The 18,853-nt window shown below is 71.8% G+C and carries 16 protein-coding genes; 10 read left to right on the top strand and 6 right to left on the bottom strand.

Features of this window, described 5'->3' with window-relative positions:
- Positions 1-81: 81 nt before the first annotated feature.
- The 7 genes from ACWCSD_RS26685 (at position 82) to ACWCSD_RS26655 (ending at position 9,362) form a co-directional block, all read left to right on the top strand.
- Positions 82-1,635, top strand: coding sequence for a protein kinase domain-containing protein (locus ACWCSD_RS26685; RefSeq protein WP_449918798.1), 1,554 nt, complete (start codon positions 82-84; stop codon positions 1,633-1,635).
- A gap of 88 nt (positions 1,636-1,723) precedes the next feature.
- Entirely contained in the window at positions 1,724-3,121 is a 1,398-nt protein-coding gene (locus tag ACWCSD_RS26680) for a class II fumarate hydratase (RefSeq protein WP_449918796.1), read from the top strand.
- Between the two features lie 75 nt (positions 3,122-3,196).
- On the top strand, positions 3,197-3,949 hold the full coding sequence (locus ACWCSD_RS26675; protein WP_397161308.1) for a 3-hydroxybutyrate dehydrogenase: 753 nt from the start codon (positions 3,197-3,199) through the stop codon (positions 3,947-3,949).
- A complete protein-coding gene (locus tag ACWCSD_RS26670; RefSeq protein WP_449918794.1) occupies positions 3,949-5,907 on the top strand; it encodes a helix-turn-helix domain-containing protein in 1,959 nt (652 codons plus the stop codon). The genes ACWCSD_RS26675 and ACWCSD_RS26670 overlap by 1 nt, the downstream gene beginning before the upstream one ends.
- Positions 5,908-5,938: 31 nt before the next feature.
- The gene (locus tag ACWCSD_RS26665) at positions 5,939-7,213 is read left to right on the top strand and encodes an MFS transporter (RefSeq protein ID WP_449918791.1); all 1,275 of its coding nucleotides are present in this window, start codon (positions 5,939-5,941) and stop codon (positions 7,211-7,213) included.
- A complete protein-coding gene (locus ACWCSD_RS26660) occupies positions 7,210-8,211 on the top strand; it encodes an alpha/beta fold hydrolase (protein ID WP_358294466.1) in 1,002 nt (333 codons plus the stop codon). Before ACWCSD_RS26665 ends, ACWCSD_RS26660 begins: the two co-directional genes overlap by 4 nt.
- Positions 8,211-9,362: an alpha/beta hydrolase family protein gene (locus tag ACWCSD_RS26655; RefSeq protein ID WP_397161314.1), complete on the top strand. Its 1,152-nt coding sequence runs from the start codon at positions 8,211-8,213 to the stop codon at positions 9,360-9,362. Before ACWCSD_RS26660 ends, ACWCSD_RS26655 begins: the two co-directional genes overlap by 1 nt.
- On the opposite strand, the gene ACWCSD_RS26650 is transcribed toward ACWCSD_RS26655, so the two are convergent.
- Together ACWCSD_RS26650 and ACWCSD_RS26645 are read right to left on the bottom strand one after the other, a co-directional pair.
- On the bottom strand, positions 9,352-11,334 hold the full coding sequence (locus tag ACWCSD_RS26650; protein ID WP_449918787.1) for a glycosyltransferase family 2 protein: 1,983 nt from the start codon (positions 11,332-11,334) through the stop codon (positions 9,352-9,354). The two genes, ACWCSD_RS26655 and ACWCSD_RS26650, sit on opposite strands and share 11 nt — an antisense overlap.
- A 90-nt stretch (positions 11,335-11,424) precedes the next feature.
- Positions 11,425-12,033, bottom strand: coding sequence for an aggregation-promoting factor C-terminal-like domain-containing protein (locus ACWCSD_RS26645; RefSeq protein ID WP_449918784.1), 609 nt, complete (start codon positions 12,031-12,033; stop codon positions 11,425-11,427).
- A 372-nt stretch (positions 12,034-12,405) separates the two neighbouring features.
- On the opposite strand from ACWCSD_RS26645, the gene ACWCSD_RS26640 reads away from it, so the two are divergent.
- Genes ACWCSD_RS26640 through ACWCSD_RS26630 form a run of 3 tightly spaced genes read left to right on the top strand, consistent with a single transcriptional unit; the run spans position 12,406 to position 15,034 of the window.
- Positions 12,406-13,080: a response regulator transcription factor gene (locus ACWCSD_RS26640; RefSeq protein WP_125636689.1), complete on the top strand. Its 675-nt coding sequence runs from the start codon at positions 12,406-12,408 to the stop codon at positions 13,078-13,080.
- Complete coding sequence (locus ACWCSD_RS26635) at positions 13,077-14,492, top strand: HAMP domain-containing sensor histidine kinase (RefSeq protein WP_358294469.1); 1,416 nt, start codon at positions 13,077-13,079, stop codon at positions 14,490-14,492. The genes ACWCSD_RS26640 and ACWCSD_RS26635 overlap by 4 nt, the downstream gene beginning before the upstream one ends.
- 8 nt (positions 14,493-14,500) lie before the next feature.
- Positions 14,501-15,034 (top strand): hypothetical protein, encoded by a 534-nt coding sequence (locus ACWCSD_RS26630; protein ID WP_449918780.1) that lies wholly within the window; start codon positions 14,501-14,503, stop codon positions 15,032-15,034.
- 12 nt (positions 15,035-15,046) lie between these two features.
- Here ACWCSD_RS26630 and ACWCSD_RS26625 read toward each other — a convergent pair whose 3' ends face one another.
- The 4 genes from ACWCSD_RS26625 to ACWCSD_RS26610 form a co-directional block, all read right to left on the bottom strand.
- Positions 15,047-16,366, bottom strand: a complete 1,320-nt coding sequence (locus tag ACWCSD_RS26625; RefSeq protein WP_352352966.1) for a PhoH family protein — start codon at positions 16,364-16,366, stop codon at positions 15,047-15,049.
- 207 nt (positions 16,367-16,573) lie between these two features.
- Positions 16,574-17,335 carry an isoprenyl transferase gene (locus ACWCSD_RS26620; RefSeq protein ID WP_449918778.1) on the bottom strand — a complete coding sequence of 254 codons (762 nt, stop codon included), beginning with the start codon at positions 17,333-17,335 and terminating at the stop codon, positions 16,574-16,576.
- Positions 17,336-17,390: 55 nt separating this feature from the next.
- Positions 17,391-17,891, bottom strand: a complete 501-nt coding sequence (locus ACWCSD_RS26615; protein ID WP_358294473.1) for a hypothetical protein — start codon at positions 17,889-17,891, stop codon at positions 17,391-17,393.
- A 73-nt stretch (positions 17,892-17,964) separates the two neighbouring features.
- The coding region (locus ACWCSD_RS26610) for an amidohydrolase family protein (protein WP_449918775.1) at positions 17,965-18,853 on the bottom strand (889 nt) is incomplete at its 5' end.

Raw genomic sequence — 18,853 nt, 5'->3', positions numbered from 1 at the left:
CCTTCCTCGGCGGTTCTGGCCAAGAGAACTTCGCAAGCGAGGGTAAAGCACTTCCCAAGCGAGAATCGATATCTTCTTCTCATGCCGGAACAGCAGACACGCCTGCTCGCGGAGCGCTACGAGCTCATCGCCCCGCTCGGCCGGGGCACGATGGGGACCGTGTGGCGCGCCCGCGACCGCGCGCTCGGGCGCGAGGTGGCGGTCAAAGAGATCCGCCAGGACCAGGGGCTCACCGAGGACCAGCGGGCCGAGCTACGCGAGCGCATGGTCCGCGAGGGCCGCATCGCCTCGCGGATCAACCACCCGTCCGTCGCCGCCATCCACGACGTGCTCATCCAGGACGACAGCCCCTGGATCATCATGGAGCTCATCGAGGCGCGCTCCCTGGAGCAGGTGATCGAGGAGGAGGGCCCGCTGCCGCCGCGGCTCGTGGCCGAGATCGGCGTCGACCTGCTCGGCGCGCTGCGCGCCGCGCACTCCCAGGGCATCACGCACCGCGACGTCAAGCCGGGCAACGTGCTCATCACCGAGAGCGGCCGGGTGGTCCTGACGGACTTCGGCATCGCCAAGGCCGAGGGCGACTCGCGGCTCACCAAGACGGGCATGGTGATCGGCTCGCCCGGTTACACGGCCCCGGAACGCGCCAGGGGCGAGTACACCGGGCCCGAGTCCGACATCTGGTCGCTGGGGGCGACGCTGTACTTCGCGGTCGAGGGGCGGCCGGCGTACGAGCGGGCCACGATCGCCGAGACGCTGGCGGCGCTGCTCAGCGAGAGCGCCGACCCGCCCACGCAGGCCGGTCGGCTGCGGCCGGTGCTGAACGGGCTGCTCAACAAGGACTACCGGCAGCGGCTCAGCGCCGCCAAGGCGGAGACCCTCATGCGGATGGTCGCCGACACGCCCACGAGCGAGATGCCGGCGCTCACGGCGGAAGCCCTGATGGCCCAGGAGGCCGCGTTGCCCGACCCCTTCACCGACTCCGGCCCACGGCGTCCCGCCGGCCCTCAGGGGCGCCCTTCAGGGCCGCAGGAGCCCGCCCGTAGCCCGCTGGGGGCGCCGACGATGCCCCAGAGCACCGCACCGGGCCGGCCGCCGCAGGCCGCGCGCCCGGCGCAGCCGCCGCAGACGGGTGACGCCGGCGACGAGGGCGGCTTCGACCCCGACCGGACCGTCAGCGTCATGCGTCCCAAGGGGCCGTTCCCGCCGGGGCCCGAGCAGGGCGGCGACCGTTCGCCGCAGCCCCCCGACGACGAGGGGACCGTCACGACCAGGCACATCGCCACGCCGCGGAGCGGCTCCCCCGGCCAGCAGGTCTACCCCCCGGCGCAGCAACCGCCGCACGCCGCGCGGCAGCAGGGCCCGGCACAGCAGGGTCCTGGACAGCAGGGTCCGGGGGGCCCGCAGCAGGGCGGCCCGGTGCCGGGCGGCCCCGGGCAGAGCCGGCCCGGGCAGCCGGTGCCGCCCGCCGCCGGCCCGCACCAGGGCCAGGGCCTCGGGACCGACCTGTTCGCCATCGCAGGGCCGCCCGAGAAGCCGCAGGCGGGCAACCGCAACGGCATGCTCGTGCTGATGGCCGTGGCGGCGGCCGCCGCGGTCGTGATCGCCGTCCTCATCGTGGCGCTCATCTCCAGCTGAGCGAGCCCGTCTTCGGTACGACGGCCCGTCCCCGCCCGGGGCGGGCCGGCCCCGGACTGATCGCCCGGCCGTGGGACAGACTGGAGTCATGAGCGAGTTCAGAATCGAACATGACTCGATGGGCGAGGTCCGGGTGCCGGCGGGAGCGCGGTGGCGGGCCCAGACCCAGCGGGCGGTGGAGAACTTCCCGGTCTCGGGACGGCCGCTCGAACCGTCCCACATCGCCGCGCTCGGCCTGATCAAGGCGGTCGCCGCCGAGGTCAACGGCGAGCTGGGCGTGATCGACAAGGATCTGGCCGAGGCCGTCGCGCAGGCCGCCGCGGACGTCGCCGACAACGAGCACGACGCCCACTTCCCCATCGACGTCTTCCAGACCGGCTCGGGCACCTCGTCCAACATGAACGCCAACGAGGTGATCGCGACGCTGGCCGAGGAGCGGCTGGGACGGCCGGTGCACCCCAACGACCACGTGAACGCCTCCCAGTCGTCCAACGACGTCTTCCCGACCTCGATCCACGTGGCGGCCGCGATCGAGGTGACCTTCCACCTGCTGCCCTCGCTCGCCCACCTGGCCGAGACGCTGCACGCCAAGGAGGCCGAGTTCGCGCAGGTGGTCAAGTCGGGCCGGACCCACCTGATGGACGCCACGCCGGTGACCCTCGGGCAGGAGTTCGGCGGGTACGCCGCCCAGATCGACCACGGCGGCACCCGCGTGCGCACGGCGCTGAACCACGTACTGGAGCTGCCCCTGGGCGGGACGGCGGTCGGCACGGGCATCAACACGCCGCCCGGCTTCGCGCAGCGGGCGATCGCGAAGCTGGCCGAGGCGACCGGCATCCCCTTCCGCGAGGCCGCCGACCACTTCGAGGCCCAGGGCGCCCAGGACTCCATCGTGGAGCTGTCCGGGCAGCTCAAGGTGGTGGCCGTGTCGCTCAACAAGATCGCGAACGACCTGCGCTGGATGGGCTCGGGCCCGCGCGCCGGGCTCGGCGAGATCAACCTGCCGGACCTCCAGCCGGGCTCGTCCATCATGCCGGGCAAGGTCAACCCGGTGATCCCGGAGGCCACGGCCATGGTCGCGGCGCAGGTCATCGGCAACGACGCGGCGATCACCTTCGCCGGGGCCTCGGGCAGCTTCGAGCTGAACGTGCAGCTCCCGGTCATCGCCCGCAACATCCTGGAGTCGATCAGGCTGCTGGCGAACGTGTCCAGGCTGCTGGCCGACCGCTGCGTGGCCGGCATCACGGCCAACGTCGAGCGCCTGCGCGAGTACGCCGAGTCCTCCCCCTCGATCGTCACCCCGCTCAACCGGCACGTCGGCTACGAGGAGGCGGCCAAGATAGCCAAGCAGGCGCTGGCCGAGCGCAGGACCATCAGGGAGGTCGTCGTCGAGCGCGGCCACGTCGCCGACGGCACGCTGACCGAGGAGCAGCTCGACGCCGCCCTCGACGTGCTGTCCATGACCCGGCCGCCGACGGAGGGGTGATCCACATAGGTCGGCTCGGATCTATGTCGGCCGCACCCATGCGTCCCGGCGCGGCGAGCGCCTAGGGTTCGGAGTATGGCGAAGGAGCTGACTGGGCGGACCGCGCTGGTGACGGGGGCTGGGGGCGGCATCGGCGCCGCCTGCGCCCGGCGACTGGCCGCCGCGGGTGCCAAGGTCCTGGTGGTCGACAGGCAGGGCGAGGCGGCCGGGAAGGTGGCCGCGGAGGTCGGCGGGGTCGCGGTGGTGGCCGATCTGAGCGATCCGGCCTTCGCGGCGTCGCTGCCCGACGAGCCGGTGGACATCGTGGTGAACAACGCCGGGTTCCAGCACGTGGCGCCGGTCGAGGACTTCCCGCCGGAGGTGTTCTCCGCCATGATGCGGGTGATGGTGGAGGCGCCGTTCCTGATCGCGCGGCGGGTGCTGCCCGGCATGTACGCCCGGGGGTGGGGACGGTTCGTGAACATGTCGTCGGTGCACGGGTTGCGGGCCTCGCCGTACAAGTCGGCGTACACGACGGCCAAGCACGCGCTGGAGGGGTTCTCCAAGGTCGTCGCGCTGGAGGGGGCGGCCCACGGGGTGACGTCCAACTGCGTGTGCCCGGCGTACGTGCGCACCGCGCTGGTCGAGGCGCAGATCGACGACCAGGCCCGGGTGCACGGCATCGGCAGCGACGAGGTCGTCGAGAACATCATGCTCCAGCCGGCCGCGATCAAGCGGCTGATCGAGCCCGAGGAGGTCGCCGAACTGGTCGCCTACCTCTGCGGCCCGCACGGCTCCTTCATCACCGGCACCTCCCTCCCGGTAGACGGCGGCTGGACGGCCCATTAGTGAGCACCCACTTCCTTGAGTTGCTGGCGCGGGAGGCGTCGGCGGTCGAGTTCGAGGGGCCGATCGTGGAGGCCAGGGCGCAGGGCGCCGATCCGGCCACGATCGAGGAGCTGGAGCAGGCCAAGGTCGAGGCGCTGAAGGTCAGGGCGCTGCTCAGGCGGCGGGCCAGGCGCGAGGCCGAGCTGTCGGCGCTCTACGACACCGCCGGCGACCTGGCCGCGCTGCGCGACCTCGACGCCGTGCTCGAAGCCATCGTCCACCGGGCCAGGCAGTTGCTCGCGACCGACATCGCGTACATGACGTTGCACGACCCCGAGCAGGGCGACACGTACATGCGGGTCACCGACGGGTCGATCTCGGCCAAGTTCCGGGCGCTCAGGCTGGCCATGGGCGCCGGGCTGGGCGGGCTGGTCGCGCAGACGGCCACCCCGTACGCGACCGCCGACTACTTCGCCGACGCCAGGTTCCGGCACAAGGGTCACATCGACGAGGCCGTCAAGGAGGAGGGCCTGGTCGCGATCCTGGGGGTGCCGCTGCGCCTGGGCCAGCGGGTGATCGGCGTGCTGATGGCGGCCAACCGCAGCGCCAGGCCCTTCCACCAGGAGGAGGTCTCGCTGCTGGCGAGCCTGGCCGCGCACGCCGCCGTCGCCATCGACAACGCCCGGCTGCTCCAGGAGACCAGGAACGCCCTGGAGGAGCTCTCCCAGGCCCACCGCACCGCCAGGGCGCACGGCGAGGCCGTCGAGCGGGCCGCGCTGGCCCACGACCGGATGACCTCGCTGGTGCTGCGCGGCGGCGGCATCGAGGACGTCGCCGCCGTGGTGACCGAGGTGCTCGGCGGGTCGCTGGCCGTGCTCGACGACCTGGGCCGGCCGATCACCGGCGACGTGGGCGAGCTGGACGCCGGGGTGTTCGAGGCGGCGCAGGCGTCCAGGGCGCTGGGGCGTACCGTGCGCAGGGGCGACCAGCTGATCGCGTCGGTGGACGTCGGCGGCGAGCCGTTGTGCACGCTCGTCCTGCGCAGCGACGACGCCGACGAGCGCATCCTGGAGCGGGCGGCGCTGGTGTGCGCGCTGCTGCTGCTGTTCAGGCGGAGCGTGGCCGAGGCCGAGGGCCGGGTCAGGGGCGAGCTGCTGGAGGACCTGATCTCGCGGCCGGACTCGCCGGGCCTGGCCGACCGGGCCCGGCGGCTCGGCGTGGACCTGCGCGCGCCGCACGTCGTGGTGGTGGCCAGGCACGGCGGCCAGCGGGAGCGGGCGGCGTTCTGGGCCTCCTCGCACGCCACGGTCCGGCACGGGCTGGCGGCGGGGCGCGGCGACGAGGTGGTGCTGCTGCTGCCGGGCGTGGACGCGGGCGGTCTGGCCCAGCGGGTGGCGGCCGAGCTGAGCGCGTCCCTGCACAGCCCGGCGACGGCGGGCGCCTCCCCCGCCCGCCTCCCCGAAGCCTCACCCGGCGGCCCGCCGGGCGCGCCGGCAGGCGGCTCAGGAGGCAGCGCGACCAGCGGATCGGCGGGCGGATCGGCGGGCGCGCGGGACGTCGCGGAGGCGTACCAGGAGGCGCGGCGGTGCGCCGAGGCGCTGCTCGCGCTCGGCCGGGCCGGCGACGGCGCGAGCCCCGCCGAGCTGGGCTTCGTCGGGCTGCTCGTGGGCGACGGCCGCGACGTGCGCGGCTTCGTCGGCCGCGTGGTCGGCGCGGTGATCGACTACGACGCCCGCCGCGGCACCGCGCTCACCGACACCCTGTCGGCCTACTTCGGCACGGGCGGCTCACCCTCCCGTACGGCCGAGGCCATGCACATCCACGTCAACACCGTCACCCAGCGCCTCGACCGGATCGGCAAGCTGCTCGGCGACGGCTGGCTGGAGCCCGAGCGCGCGCTGGAGATCCAGCTCGCCCTCCGCCTGCACCGGCTCGGCCACACATCCTCCCGGCAGACTGTGGGTCCTGGCCCCATATAAGTGACGCCGGTCACTCTTTACCGTGACCGGCATGGCCACTTCCATCAAGAGGATCGTCGCCGCGAGCCTGATCGGCACCACCATCGAGTGGTACGACTTCTTCCTGTACGGCTCGGCAGCCGCTCTCGTGTTCAACAAACTCTTCTTCCCCGAGTCCGATCCGCTGACCGGCACGCTGCTGTCGTTCCTCACCTACGCCGTCGGATTCGTCGCCCGCCCGCTCGGCGGCCTGGTCTTCGGCCACTTCGGCGACCGGGTGGGCCGCAAGACCCTGCTGGTGGTCAGCCTGCTGATGATGGGCGCCGCCACGTTCCTGATCGGCTGCCTGCCGACGTACGCCACGCTCGGCTCGTCGGCGGCGCTGCTGCTGACCGCGCTGCGGCTCGTGCAGGGCTTCGCGCTCGGCGGCGAGTGGGGCGGCGCGGTGCTGATCGTGTCCGAGCACGGCGACACGAAGCGCCGCGGGTTCTGGGCCTCCTGGCCACAGGCGGGCGCGCCCGGCGGGAACCTGCTGGCCACGGGCGTGCTGGCGGTGCTGGCCGCCTGGCAGTCCGACGAGGCGTTCCTGTCGTGGGGCTGGCGGATCCCGTTCCTGCTGTCGGGGGTGCTGGTGATGGTCGGGCTGTGGATCCGGCTGACGATCAGCGAGTCGCCGGTGTTCCAGCAGGCCGAGCCGGAGCTGACCGCGCCGATCGTGGGCGTCCTGCGGCACCACTGGAAGGACGTGCTCACCGCCATCGGCGCCCGGCTGGCCGAGAACATCTCGTTCTACCTGCTGACGGTGTTCGTCATCACGTACGCGAAGAACGCCAAGATCGACAACTCGACGGTGCTGACCGCGGTGCTGGTCGCCTCGGCGATCCACTTCGTCACGATCCCGATGTGGGGCGCGTTGTCGGACCGGGTCGGCCGCCGTCCGATCTACCTGGCCGGGGCCGCCGGGATCGGCGTGTGGATCTTCGCCTTCTTCCCGCTGGTGGACACCGGCAACTTCCTGGCGATCACCCTCGCGGTCACCGTCGGCCTGCTCTTCCACGGCATGATGTACGGCCCGCAGGCGGCCTTCTTCTCCGAGCTGTTCGGCACCAGGACGCGCTACACCGGCGTGTCGATCGGCGCCCAGCTCTCGGCGATCGTGGCCGGCGCGCTGGCCCCGCTGATCGCGGTGGCGCTGCTCAAGAGCTACTCCAGCAGCGTGCCCATCTCGGTCTACCTTGGCCTGGCGGCGGTGCTCACGCTGGTCGCCGTCTACACCGCCCGCGAGACCCAGGGACGCGACCTGGCCGAGAGGATCCACGCGCGATGAAGGTCACCACCCCCCGCCTCACGCAGCACGTCCTGACCGTCGAGGGCCGGACGTCCGGCGAGCCCGTGCTGTTCGTGCACGGCAACGTCTCCTCCGGCGCCTTCTGGCGCGACAGCATGGCCGCGCTGCCCGCCCGCTACCGCCCGCTCGCCCCCGACCTGCGCGGCTTCGGCGACACCGACCCCGAGCCGGTGGACGCCACCAGGGGCCTGCGCGACTGGTCCGACGACCTGGCCGAGCTGGTCGAGGCCCTCGGGCTCGACGGCGTGCACCTGGTCGGCTGGAGCCTCGGCGGCGGCGTCGTCCTGCAGCTCCTGCGCGACCGTCCGGAGCTGGTCAGGAGCGTCACGCTGGTCAACCCGATCTCCCCGTACGGCTTCGGCGGCACCGAGGGCCCGGACGGCACGCTCACCCACCCCGACGGCGCGGGATCGGGCGCCGGCGCGGCGAACCCGGACTTCGTGGCCCGGCTCAAGGCGGGCGACATGTCGGATGAATCTCCCACGTCCCCCCGCAACGTGCTCCGCACCGGCTACGTCAAGCACCCGCGAATCCCCGACGAGGACTTCTACCTGCGGTCCATGCTCACCACCCGCGTGGGCGAGGCCAACTACCCGGGCGACGCCGCCGGCTCCCCCGCCTGGCCCGGCGTGGCCCCCGGCAAGCACGGCGTGCTCAACGCGTGCGCCCCCACCCACTTCCGCCTGGACGACCTGCACGAGATCGGCCCCAGGCCGCCCGTCCTGTGGATCAGGGGCGCCGACGACGTGATCGTCTCCGACACCTCGCTGTTCGACCTGGCCCACCTGGGCGCGATCGGCGTCGTGCCCGGCTCCCCCGGCACCCCGGCCCAGCCGATGGTGACCCAGACCAGGGCGGTGCTCGACCGCTACGGCCGCTACCGCGAGGTCGTGCTGGACGACTGCGGCCACAGCCCCCACCTGGAGCGGCCCGCCGAGTTCGGCCGCCTGCTGGCCGAGCACCTGGAGGAGGTCTGATGCTCGTCGCCCTCACCCTGGTCGCGAGCCTGCTCACCGCCCCCGCCGCGGGCGAGCTGACCGTGCCCGGCGCGGAGAAGCTGATCAGCGCCACCCTCGACGACCTGACCACGGCCGGCACCACGCTCACCGGCCACACCGACCCGGCCGACTGGGCCGGCCTGCACTCCAAGGCCACCGTCAACCCGACCGGCGTGCCCGGCATCCAGCTCGACGGCTACTTCCCCGACACCTCCACCGGCAACGCCACGCACGGCTGGAACCACGACTCCCAGTTCGTGATCAGGCTGCCCGACCGGTGGAACGGCGGCCTGGTCGTCAGCGGCACCCCGGGCAACCGGGAGCAGTACGCCAACGACTACACGATCTCCGACTGGGTGCTGTCCAAGGGCTACGCGTTCGCCGCCACCGACAAGGGCAACGTGGGCGTCACCTTCCACGAGGACGGCCGCCGCCCCGGCGACGCCATCGCCGAGTGGAACGAGCGCGTCACCCAGCTCGCCGTGGCCGCCAGGTCCGTGGTCAGGCAGCGGTACGGCCGCCCGCCGGCCCGTACGTTCATGGCCGGCCTGTCCAACGGCGGCTACCTGGTCAGGTGGCAGCTGGAGAACCGCGGCTGGCTCTACGACGGCGGCGTGGACTGGGAGGGCACGCTCTTCCGGGTCAAGGGCGACAACCTGCTGAACTTCCTGCCGCCCGCGCTGAAGGCGTACCCGGACGAGGCGGGCGTGCGGGCGGCCGGGTTCGCGCCGGGGTCGGAGTTCCTGTGGCCCTTCCACCGGCAGTACTACTGGGAGCTCACCCAGCAGCTCTACCAGAAGGAGCTGGACCCGTCCTACGCGGGCGCGGCGGCCGACTACGACTACGACGCGCGCCGGCCGTACGCCGCGATGGCCAGGATCGGGCTGACCGGCAGGATCACCAAGCCGCTGATCACGATCCACGGGACGCTCGACTCGCTGCTGCCGATCTCCCGCGACTCCGACGTCTACGCCAGGATGGTCGGCCCTCACCGCCCGTTCCGCTACCACCGGATCGAGGGCGGCAACCACCTCGACAGCCTCGTCGACGTCTATCCCGACCGGCTCAGGCCCATGCTCCCGGCCTTCAGGGACGCCTTCCAGGAGCTGGAGGGCTGGGTCACTCCTTGAGGTAGCGATGCCTGCCCGCGCGCGCCCAGCGCACGATGTGCCGCGCCCCGGGCAGGCGCCTGCCGAGGCGGTGGAGCGCGGTGTCCCGGCCCATGGGCGAGCGCCGCTGGGGGTCCACCGCGACGGCCGGGCGCGTCTCGACCCGGCCGCGGCGCACCTGGAGGCCGAACCGCAGCCCGATCTCCTCGTCGGACGAGCGCAGCGACGACAGCCAGGCGCCCGGCCCGAGCTGCTCCTCGCTCGGCATGTGCCGCCTGACCGGGATCTTGGCGACGAGCTGGCCGGCGAGCTTCCCCGGCACCCCGGCCTCGACCAGCGCGGGCGCGCACACCTCGCGTTCCCGGCGGCCGGTGCTGCGCAGCACCAGCTCCAGGGGCGGCCCGCCGCTCGGCGGCACGTACGGGACCGGCAGCACGACGTAGACGTGGCCGTCGAGCTGGCGGACGGTCACCCCCGGCGACACCAGCGCGATCGACTCCGAGAACGAGCGCGGCTCGACCGCCAGGCCCAGCTCCCCCTTGTCCGACCAGCACGGCACCACCAGCCGCATCCTGGGCCGCTGGGCCAGCACGCCCAGGCAGTTGAGCGGCCCCTCGGCCCGGCCGACCCGGCTCCTGGCCTGGTTGGCGCCGCTGAACATGCGGACGTGCACCTCCCACTGCCCGGGGCTGAGCGGCTGGCCCATCGCGGCGCTGGTCACGTCCAGGCGGACCTCGCCCCTGATCTGCACGCGGACCCGGCGGCGGCCGTCGGGGAGACGTTCGACGTGCTGGGTGACCGGCAGGAAGTGCACCACGCCGGTCTTGCTGTGCCGGACGTAGACGTCGATCCGGGCCCGCTCGACGTCGGCCGTGATGTCGGTGACGTCGTCGGACAGCAGCTTGGTGTCGGCCGAGCGCGGCGGGATCCAGTGCAGGCGCTCGCCGTCCACGCGGTAGCGGTCGGGCAGGCCGTCGCCGGACATGACCTCCACGGTCAGGCCGAGCACCAGGATGTGGGCGTCCCAGCGCATCTCGGTGAGCTCGGCGCGCAGGCCCGCGCGCCGGGTGGAGTTGGCGAACATGACGATCTGGTCCAGGCGTCCGCTCCGGACGAACGCGGCCACCGCCCGTAGCTGGACGGGCAGGTAGCGGTCGATCCGCTCGGGGAAACGCTCGCCGATGAGCTCCTGGACGACCCGGAAGTGCATGCCCCGGTCCACGGAGGAGTCGGCGAACCTGGCGGTCAGCAGCGGCCTGAGCACGGCCGAGCGGAACCAGTAGGCGTACATGCGGTCGCGCTGGCGGCCGGCGCCGACGTAGGTGTCGATGTCGGTGAGCAGCGTGCTCAGCCCGGCCACGATCACCCGGGGGTCCTCCTCGGGCGCCTCGGGCCGCGGCCCGAGCTGGCAGCAGACCTCCTCGGCCAGGACGGCGATCACCTTGGCCGCGAGGTAGGCCCGCATCACGAACGCCTGCTCGGCCAGCCGGCCGCCGGGCATCCCGAAGCCCAGCTCGTGCTCCTCCAGGAAGGCCCGGCGGTAGAGCTGCTGCGGGACGAGCAGCGTCATCAGGCGCTCGCGCAGGATGTCGGCGCGGGCGCTGCTGCGCTCGAACGCCACCATCGGCGGCCCGTATTCGCGGGCCAGCCGCCCGATCAGCACGTCGGCGTCGGTCTCGACCGCGCGCTCGTGCATGCGGGCCAGCGCGTCGCGGGCCAGCCGGTCGGTCTGGTCGAGGAAGTAGACGTAATCGCCCTCCGCCGCGGCCACGCCCATGTTGCGGCCGCGAGAGGGCGATCCGGTGTGCGGCAGGTGCAGCACGCGGACGTTCTCGCGGAGACCGGCGATGGTGTCCAGCCGTTCCCCGATGCCGTCCGTGGACCCGTCGTCCACGAAGATCACTTCGTAGTCGGCGGCGGGCAACGTCTGCTCCAGCGCGGAGCGGATGCACGCGTCCGCGGTGTCACCCGGGTTGTGGACATTGACGATCACACTGACCTTCACACCCATGCGGCCAGCGTGCGCCGCTCATACACGATCGGGTGAGACGGCTTGCCGATTACAGAAGAAGAGTTTGACCTGTCAGTACCAACCTGTGGACTGCGAGTGCCCCCACGCGCCACAGGGCGTGCCGTAACGGCCCTTGATGTAGCCGAGGCCCCACGCGATCTGGGTGGCCGCATTGGTCTGCCAGTCGCCGCCCGCGCTGGCCATCTTGCTGCCGGGCAGGGCCTGCGGGATGCCGTACGCGCCGGAGTAGCGGTTCATCGCCCGCTCGTTCCAGCCGCTCTCCTTCTGCCAGAGCAGCTCCAGACAGCCCCACTGGTCGGCGCCCCAGCCCTTGGCGGCGAGCATCGACTTGGCGACGGCCTTGTTGCTGCCCGGCGAGGGGTTGCTGCCCGGCGGGAAGTTGGCGGGCGGGAAGCCGCTGCCGCCCGGCGCCTTCTTCGGCACGACCCAGCTGAGCTTCTTGGCGGCGCCGCCGCGGCCCTTCTTGAGCTGGTCGGCCCGCCACGCCTGCTCGGCGGCGTTCTTCAGCGCGTCGGTCTCGGGGTCGGGGGCGAACAGGTTGCCTCCGGCGAGCGCGCCGAGCTGCTCGGCCGTGAACGGGTCGACCGGCGGCTTGTTCGCGTTGTCGACGGCGCGGTAGGCGACGTAACCGCCACCGCCCACGACCACCACCAAGGACACGACGGCGACGGCGATGCGCTTGGGGGTGAAACGCGAAGGCCGGCGGCGCGCCGAGCGAAGGTCATCCTTCGGGGGGCGCTCACTCAACTGCGGACCGGGGCTCACGATCCATGAGCTTGCCCTGTCATAGGGGGTGGTCCGCAACCGGAACGCGGGATTCGGTTGACGTTCTCTTGGCCAACCAGCAGGTAACAACCTTTTTCACGAAAAATTGTGAATTTCGTCACAGACTGATTGGCGCCTCCCTTCGAGCGCCCGCACCGAAGGGAGGCCGCTTTCAGGCTTCCGCCCCATCTTCAGGATCTGATCCGCACCCGGTCACAGTTTGATGACACAACCCGGGTATAGGGGACATGGAATAATAATGTGCGCGTGGCCGGCATCCTCCTTGTAGAAGACGATCCCTCCGTCCGCACAGCCTTGGAGCTGGCGTTGACGCGACAGGGACATTCCGTCACGTCCTATGCGACGGGCGAGGAGGCTCTGGACCACATCCGCGCCCGCCGTCCCGAGATCGCGATCCTCGACGTCATGCTGCCCGGCATCGACGGCGTCGAGGTCTGCCGCCGCATCCGCAAGCTCGACCAGCTCCCCGTCATCCTGCTCACCGCCCGCGGCGACGACCTGGACGTGGTGGTCGGCCTGGAGGCCGGCGCCGACGACTACGTGGTCAAGCCGGTCGAGCCGCGGGTGCTCGACGCCCGCATCCGGGCCATCCTGCGCAGGGCCGAGTCCGCGACCTCCGACCGCATCACCTTCGGCGACCTCGTGATCGACCGGGGGGCGCTCAAGGTGACGCTGGCCAGCAAGGAGATCCACCTGACGCCGACCGAGCTGCGGCTGCTGCTGGAGCTGGTCCGGCATCCCGGCCAGGTGCTCAACCGCCGCTACCTGCTGCGGGTCGTCTGGGACCACACGCACGTCGCCGACTCGCGGCTGGTGGACGCCTGCGTCCAGCGCGTCCGCGCCAAGATCGAGCCGAGGCCGGCCGAGCCCGTCTTCATCCACACCGTGCGCGGGTTCGGCTACCGGTTCAGCCCTCCGTGATCCCGCTGCCCACCGGGCTGCGGGCGCGCCTGGTCATCACCTTCACCCTCGTCGCGGTCACCGCGTCGACGCTGGTCGCCACCATCGGCTTCGAGCTGGCCAAGACCGCGCTCGTGACCAGGGCCGAGACCACCTCCCTCGACCTGGTGACCCGCGAGCTCGGCCGGATCACCTTCCCCGTGGGCAAGCTCAGGCCGGGCGAGGCGGCGCCGTCCATGAAGGAGCTCGACCAGGTCGTCCGCACGCTGTCCAGCCCCGGTCGCAGCGTCCTGGTCGAGTACGGCAACCTGCTGTCCGCCGACGGCCCGATGACCATGAAGGACGTCCCCAACGAGCTGTACGGCCGGGCCAAGCAGAACGTCGTCACCCAGCGCAAGGTGATCGGCAACGAGCTGTGGCTCATCGTCGGCGCCGAGGTCCACCGGTTCGAGCCCGGCGTCGCCCCCGAGGCCACCGGGCTGCGCGCGTTCGTGTTCTTCCCGCTGCACGACGAGGAGAGCCAGCTCACGACGCTGCGCAACACGCTCACCCAGGGCGGCGCGGTGATCGTGCTGATCGCGCTGGTGGTGGCGCTGCTGTCGGCCCGGCAGGTGCTGCTGCCCGTACGGCGGCTCAGCGCGGCGGCGCAGGCGCTCGGCCAGGGCCGGCTGGACACCCGCCTGCCGGTGCACGGCCAGGACGAGCTGGCCGAGCTGACCGCAAGGTTCAACGACGCGGCGGCGGCGCTGGAGCTCAGCGTGTCGGAGCTGCGCTCGCTGGAGGCCATGTCCCGCAGGTTCGTGGCCGACGTCTCGCACGAGCTGCGCACGCCGCTCACCGCCATGACGGCCGTGGCCGACATGCTCTCGGAGGAGGCCGGCCGGCTGCCCGACGCGCCCGCGGAGGCCGTGCGGCTGGTGCTGCGCGAGATCGGGCGCCTGCGCGAGCTGGTCGAGCACCTGATCGAGGTCAGCAGGTTCGACGCCGGCACCGCGACGCTCAACGTCGAGCCCGTGAACGTCGCCGACGCCATCCTGGACTGCCTGGAGGTGCGCGGCTGGAGCGACGAGGTGGACGTGACCGCCTCCCAGGGCCTGACCGTCAATCTCGACCCGAGGAGGTTCGACGTCATCGTGGCCAACCTGGTCGGCAACGCGCTCAAGCACGGCCTGCCCCCGGTGGAGGTCACCGCGCGCGGCACCGAGAACGGCCTGGAGGTGAAGGTGCGCGACCACGGCAAGGGCATCCCCGCCGAGGCGCTGCCGCACGTCTTCGACCGGTTCTTCAAGGCGGGCGCGGGCCGGGCCCGCAGCCAGGGCAGCGGCCTCGGCCTGGCCATCGCCCGCGCCAACGTGCACCTGCACGGCGGCACGATCTCCGTACGCGCCCAGCAGCCGGGCACCCTGTTCACGGTCTGGCTGCCGCACCGATGAAGGCACCGATGAAGGCACCGACGACCGCACCGATGATCGCGCGCCGGGTCCTCGTCGCCGCCGCGGCCCTGCTGGCAGTGGCGGCCTGCGGCATCTCGCCGACCGACGTCCAGACCAAGGGCGCCGCGCCCACCATCAAGCTCCCGCCGCCCTCGAAGACCATCTACCTGATCAGGAACAAGCAGCTCACGCTCGAACCCGCCGACGTCGAGAGCGGCACCGTGGGCAGCCTGCTCGGCGCCCTCTTCGCCGCCTCCGACCAGCCACTCGGCGACCGCACGACCGAGCTGCACGGCCTGGAGTACGTCGGCATGAAGGACTCGCTCGACCCCGTGCAGCGCGACGAGATGCAGCTCCCGCGCACCTCCACGCTGACCGTGTACTTCAAGGGCGACCGGCCGCTGAGCAGGCTCGGCAAGGCCCAGATCGTCTGCACCGCGCAGCAGGACTTCGCGTTCGAGCAGGTGAAGATCGTCCGGGAGAACGACGGCCGCCCCGCCAAGGCGGAGGGGCGGCCGTACACCTGCCGCGAGCTCAGGTGAGCCCGCCGCGGCTCACATCGTGATGTCCTCCAGCATCTCCGTCACCAGGGCGGCGATCGGCGAACGCTCGGACCTGGTGAGCGTGACGTGCGCGAAGAGCGGGTGGCCCTTCAGCTTCTCCACCACCGCCACCACGCCGTCGTGCCGGCCGACCCGCAGGTTGTCGCGCTGGGCGACGTCGTGCGTGAGCACCACCCGGGAGTTGGCGCCGATCCGGCTCAGCACCGTGAGCAGCACCCCGCGCTCCAGCGACTGGGCCTCGTCCACGATCACGAACGCGTCGTGCAGCGACCGGCCGCGGATGTGCGTCAGCGGGAGCACCTCCAGCATGCCCCGGTCGAGCACCTCCTCGATCACCTCGGGCGAGGTGATCGCGCCGAGCGTGTCGTAGACCGCCTGCGCCCACGGGCCCATCTTCTCGCCCTCGGTGCCCGGCAGGTAGCCGAGCTCCTGGCCGCCGACGGCGTACAGGGGACGGAAGACGACCACCTTGCGGTGCTGGCGGCGCTCCAGGACCGCCTCCAGGCCCGCGCAGAGCGCCAGCGCCGACTTGCCGGTGCCGGCCCGGCCGCCCAGCGAGACGATGCCGATCTCCGGGTCCATCAGCAGGTCCAGCGCGATGCGCTGCTCGGCCGAGCGGCCGTGCAGGCCGAAGACCTCGCGGTCGCCGCGGACCAGGCGGACGGACTTGTCCGGCGCCACCCTGCCGAGCGCCGATCCCTTGGCCGACAGCAGCCGCAGGCCGGTGTGCGCGGGCAGTTGCCTGCCCTCCTCCAGGTCGGCCACGCCCTTGTCGAAGAGGGTCTCGACGTCCTCGGCCGTCACCTGCAGCTCGGCCATCCCGGTCCAGCCGGACTCGACCACCAGCTCGGCGCGGTACTCCTCGGCCGCCAGGCCGATCGAGGCCGCCTTGACCCGCATGGGCAGGTCTTTGGAGACCAGCACGACGTCGCAGCCCTCGGCCGCGAGCGAGCGCGCGACGGTCAGGATGCGCGTGTCGTTGTCGCCCAGGCGGAACCCGACGGGCAGGATGGACGGATCGCTGTGGTTGAGCTCAACCCTGATCGTTCCATCCCCTGTCGGCATCGGCTCGTCGAGCCTGCCGTGCTGAACCCGCAGGTCGTCGAGGTAGCGCAGGGCCTTCCTCGCGAAGTAGCCGAGCTCGGGATGGTGCCGCTTACCTTCCAGCTCCGTGATGACCACGATGGGAAGGACGACGTCGTGCTCGGCGAAGCGCGTCAATGCCGCCGGGTCGGCCAGCAGGACCGAGGTGTCGAGCACGTACGTGCGCTTGGCCGGCTGGTGAGTAGGGTTGCTCGAGGACACTGCCACACGTTCTCCCCCGGGCGCCCATAGGTGCGGGCACCCTGCAGACGAGGTGGGAACCGGACCGGACCCGCGTCCCCGACCGCAACCTGCCGGCGGAGCCGGACTCCGGCCCCCCTCAGCAGATGTCGGTGCAAAGGCGGGCCCTCTCCGGGATGCCCGGCCTGTGGCCGGACACTTTCAACGTTACGTCCTGGATACCCGAATGTCGCATCAAGAACCGTAACGCCGGTGTCTCGCAGCGTAATCGCGCAGCGCCCGCAGGAAATCGACCCTGCGGAAGTCCGGCCAGTAAGCCTCGTGGAAGTAGAACTCGGAGTGAGCGCTCTGCCACAACATGAATCCGGACAGACGCTGCTCGCCCGACGTACGGATGAGGAGGTCCGGGTCGGGTTGGCCGCGAGTGTAGAGATGCTCCGCGATGTGTTCGACATCGAGGACCTCCACGAGGTCCTCGATGCTGGCGCCCTTACTCGCATGCTCCTGGAGGAGTGAGCGCACCGCATCGGCAATCTCACGTCTTCCTCCATACCCAACTGCAACGTTCACAATCAGGCCCGGACGGTGTGATGACGCTTCTTTTGCATTTTTCAGGACATTGGCCGTGCGGTCGGGGAGGAGGTCGAGCGCGCCCACCGGGCTGATCCGCCAGCCCTCGTCCACGAGCTCCTGGACCACGTCCTCGATGATGCGCAGCAGCGGCTCCAGCTCCTCGCGCGGCCGGTTGAGGTTGTCGTTGGACAACATCCAGACGGTGACGACCTCGACGCCCGTCTCCCGGCACCAGCCGAGCAGCTCCGAGATCTTGTCCGCGCCCTTGCGGTGGCCGGTCGCCACGTCGCTCATGCCCATGGCGCGCGCCCAGCGGCGGTTGCCGTCGATGATGACCCCGACATGCCGGGGAACGCTGTCCTTGGACAGCTTGGTCTCCAGCCTGTGTTCGTACAGCCGGTAGACCAGGTCGCGCAGGCCCACGGAGTGCCTCCCCAGCGGTGCTGTGCCTTTGGTCGAATGACCCAACAGGCAATTATCACCGCGTTTCGCCCGTGCCTGCTCCCCCAATGGGATTCCTGGCGAGATCTCTTCCACCGAGACACCCCTCGGCTTCATGGACCAGTTCGCGGACGAACTCGGACAACTCCGCCGACGTCAGGACGGCCCTCATGCCCACGCCGGAGGCCCCCCACGCCTCGACGTAGGCCCTGCGGGTCAGCCGCCACTGACCCGGCGCGGGCTGCCAGATGGGGATGGTGCGCAGCTGGCAGCGCAACTCGCCGCCGCCCACCAGCCCCGAGCGGGTGCGGTAGCGGAAGGAGAACAGCTCGCTCTCCGGCTCCTCGTCGGGGAAGCGGTCGTCGGGGTCGTTCCACCGCCGGGCCGCCCCCCTTCCCTGCCGCGCCTCGTCGACCCCGCGCGCCAGGCGCGCGAGCAGCCAGCCGCACCGCTCCCCCACGCTGCCGTACGGCGTGCCGTCGCGATGGAGCTCAAGGGTGATCTCGTACGGCGTGCCGACGGTGTCCGTGCATGCCACCGGCGTGACGGTCAGGTACGATCCATCGACACAGCGTAGTCCCCCCACGCCCTTCCCCGTTTCCGGCGCCAAGTCAGCTAAACCCGTAGAAACCCCTGGCTGTCTCTCCGAGCACCAGGTCCCGGTCGGTTCCGCCGAGCAGCGCGCCGGTGACCTCCCAGACCGTCCGGTAGTCGGCCGCCTGCAGGGCCACCGGCCAGTCGCTGCCGGCCATCAGCCGGTCCGGGCCGAACAGCTCGACGGCGTGCTCCACGTACGGCCGCAGGTCCTCCACCGTCCAGTTCCGGTGGTCGGCCTCGGTGACCAGGCCGGAGACCTTGGCGTACACGTTGGGGAAGCGGGAGGCGCGGGCCAGCCCGCCGGCCCACGGCTCCCACTCGTGGTCCCTGATGCGCGGCTTGGACAGATGGTCGATGACGATCTTCAGGGACGGGTGCCGCCCGGCCAGCGTGACCACGTGGTCGAGGTGCCTGGGCAGCAGCGAGACCACGTCGAACGTCAGCCCGGCCGCCGCGAGCAGGCCCAGCGACTCCAGCACCTCGTCGCGGACCAGCCAGTCGGGGTCGGGCTCGTCGTGGATCAGGTGCCGGACGCCGCGGAACTTCGGATGGGCGGCGTACCGGGCGATCGCCTCGGCGGCCTCGTCCGGGCGTAGCAGCGGGATCCATCCGACCACCGCGCCGACGAACTCGTGGGCGTCGGCCAGGGCCAGCAGGGCGTCGGTCTCGGCGCATGAGTCGGCGGCCTGCACCAGCACCGTCCGACCCACTCCGGCCCGCGCCAGCTCAGGGGCCAGGTCGTGCGGCGCGTACGTCCGGTGGAGCACGCCCGCCTCGGGGGTGAGCCAGGGGTAGTCGCCGGTTTCGACGCTGGGCTCGTCGCCCTCGCAGACGATCCGCGGCGTGCGGCCCCTGGCGGCGAAGAGCCGGTCGAGCAGCCGGCGCTGCCAGTGTCCCTTGCGG

This window comes from Nonomuraea sp. NPDC001684, from assembly GCF_053596515.1.
The sequence above is the reverse complement of the archived record's forward strand: the minus strand, read 5'-3'. Positions and strand labels throughout refer to the sequence as shown.

Bases quoted from the DNA above. Each gene is read 5' to 3' on its own strand.
- ACWCSD_RS26680 (WP_449918796.1), top strand. From the start codon at position 1,724: ATGAGCGAGTTCAGAATCGAACATGACTCGATGGGCGAGGTCCGGGTG.
- ACWCSD_RS26665 (WP_449918791.1), top strand. From the start codon at position 5,939: ATGGCCACTTCCATCAAGAGGATCGTCGCCGCGAGCCTGATCGGCACC.
- ACWCSD_RS26660 (WP_358294466.1), top strand. From the start codon at position 7,210: ATGAAGGTCACCACCCCCCGCCTCACGCAGCACGTCCTGACCGTCGAG.
- ACWCSD_RS26630 (WP_449918780.1), top strand. From the start codon at position 14,501: ATGAAGGCACCGACGACCGCACCGATGATCGCGCGCCGGGTCCTCGTC.
- ACWCSD_RS26675 (WP_397161308.1), top strand. From the start codon at position 3,197: ATGGCGAAGGAGCTGACTGGGCGGACCGCGCTGGTGACGGGGGCTGGG.
- ACWCSD_RS26655 (WP_397161314.1), top strand. From the start codon at position 8,211: ATGCTCGTCGCCCTCACCCTGGTCGCGAGCCTGCTCACCGCCCCCGCC.
- ACWCSD_RS26685 (WP_449918798.1), top strand. From the start codon at position 82: ATGCCGGAACAGCAGACACGCCTGCTCGCGGAGCGCTACGAGCTCATC.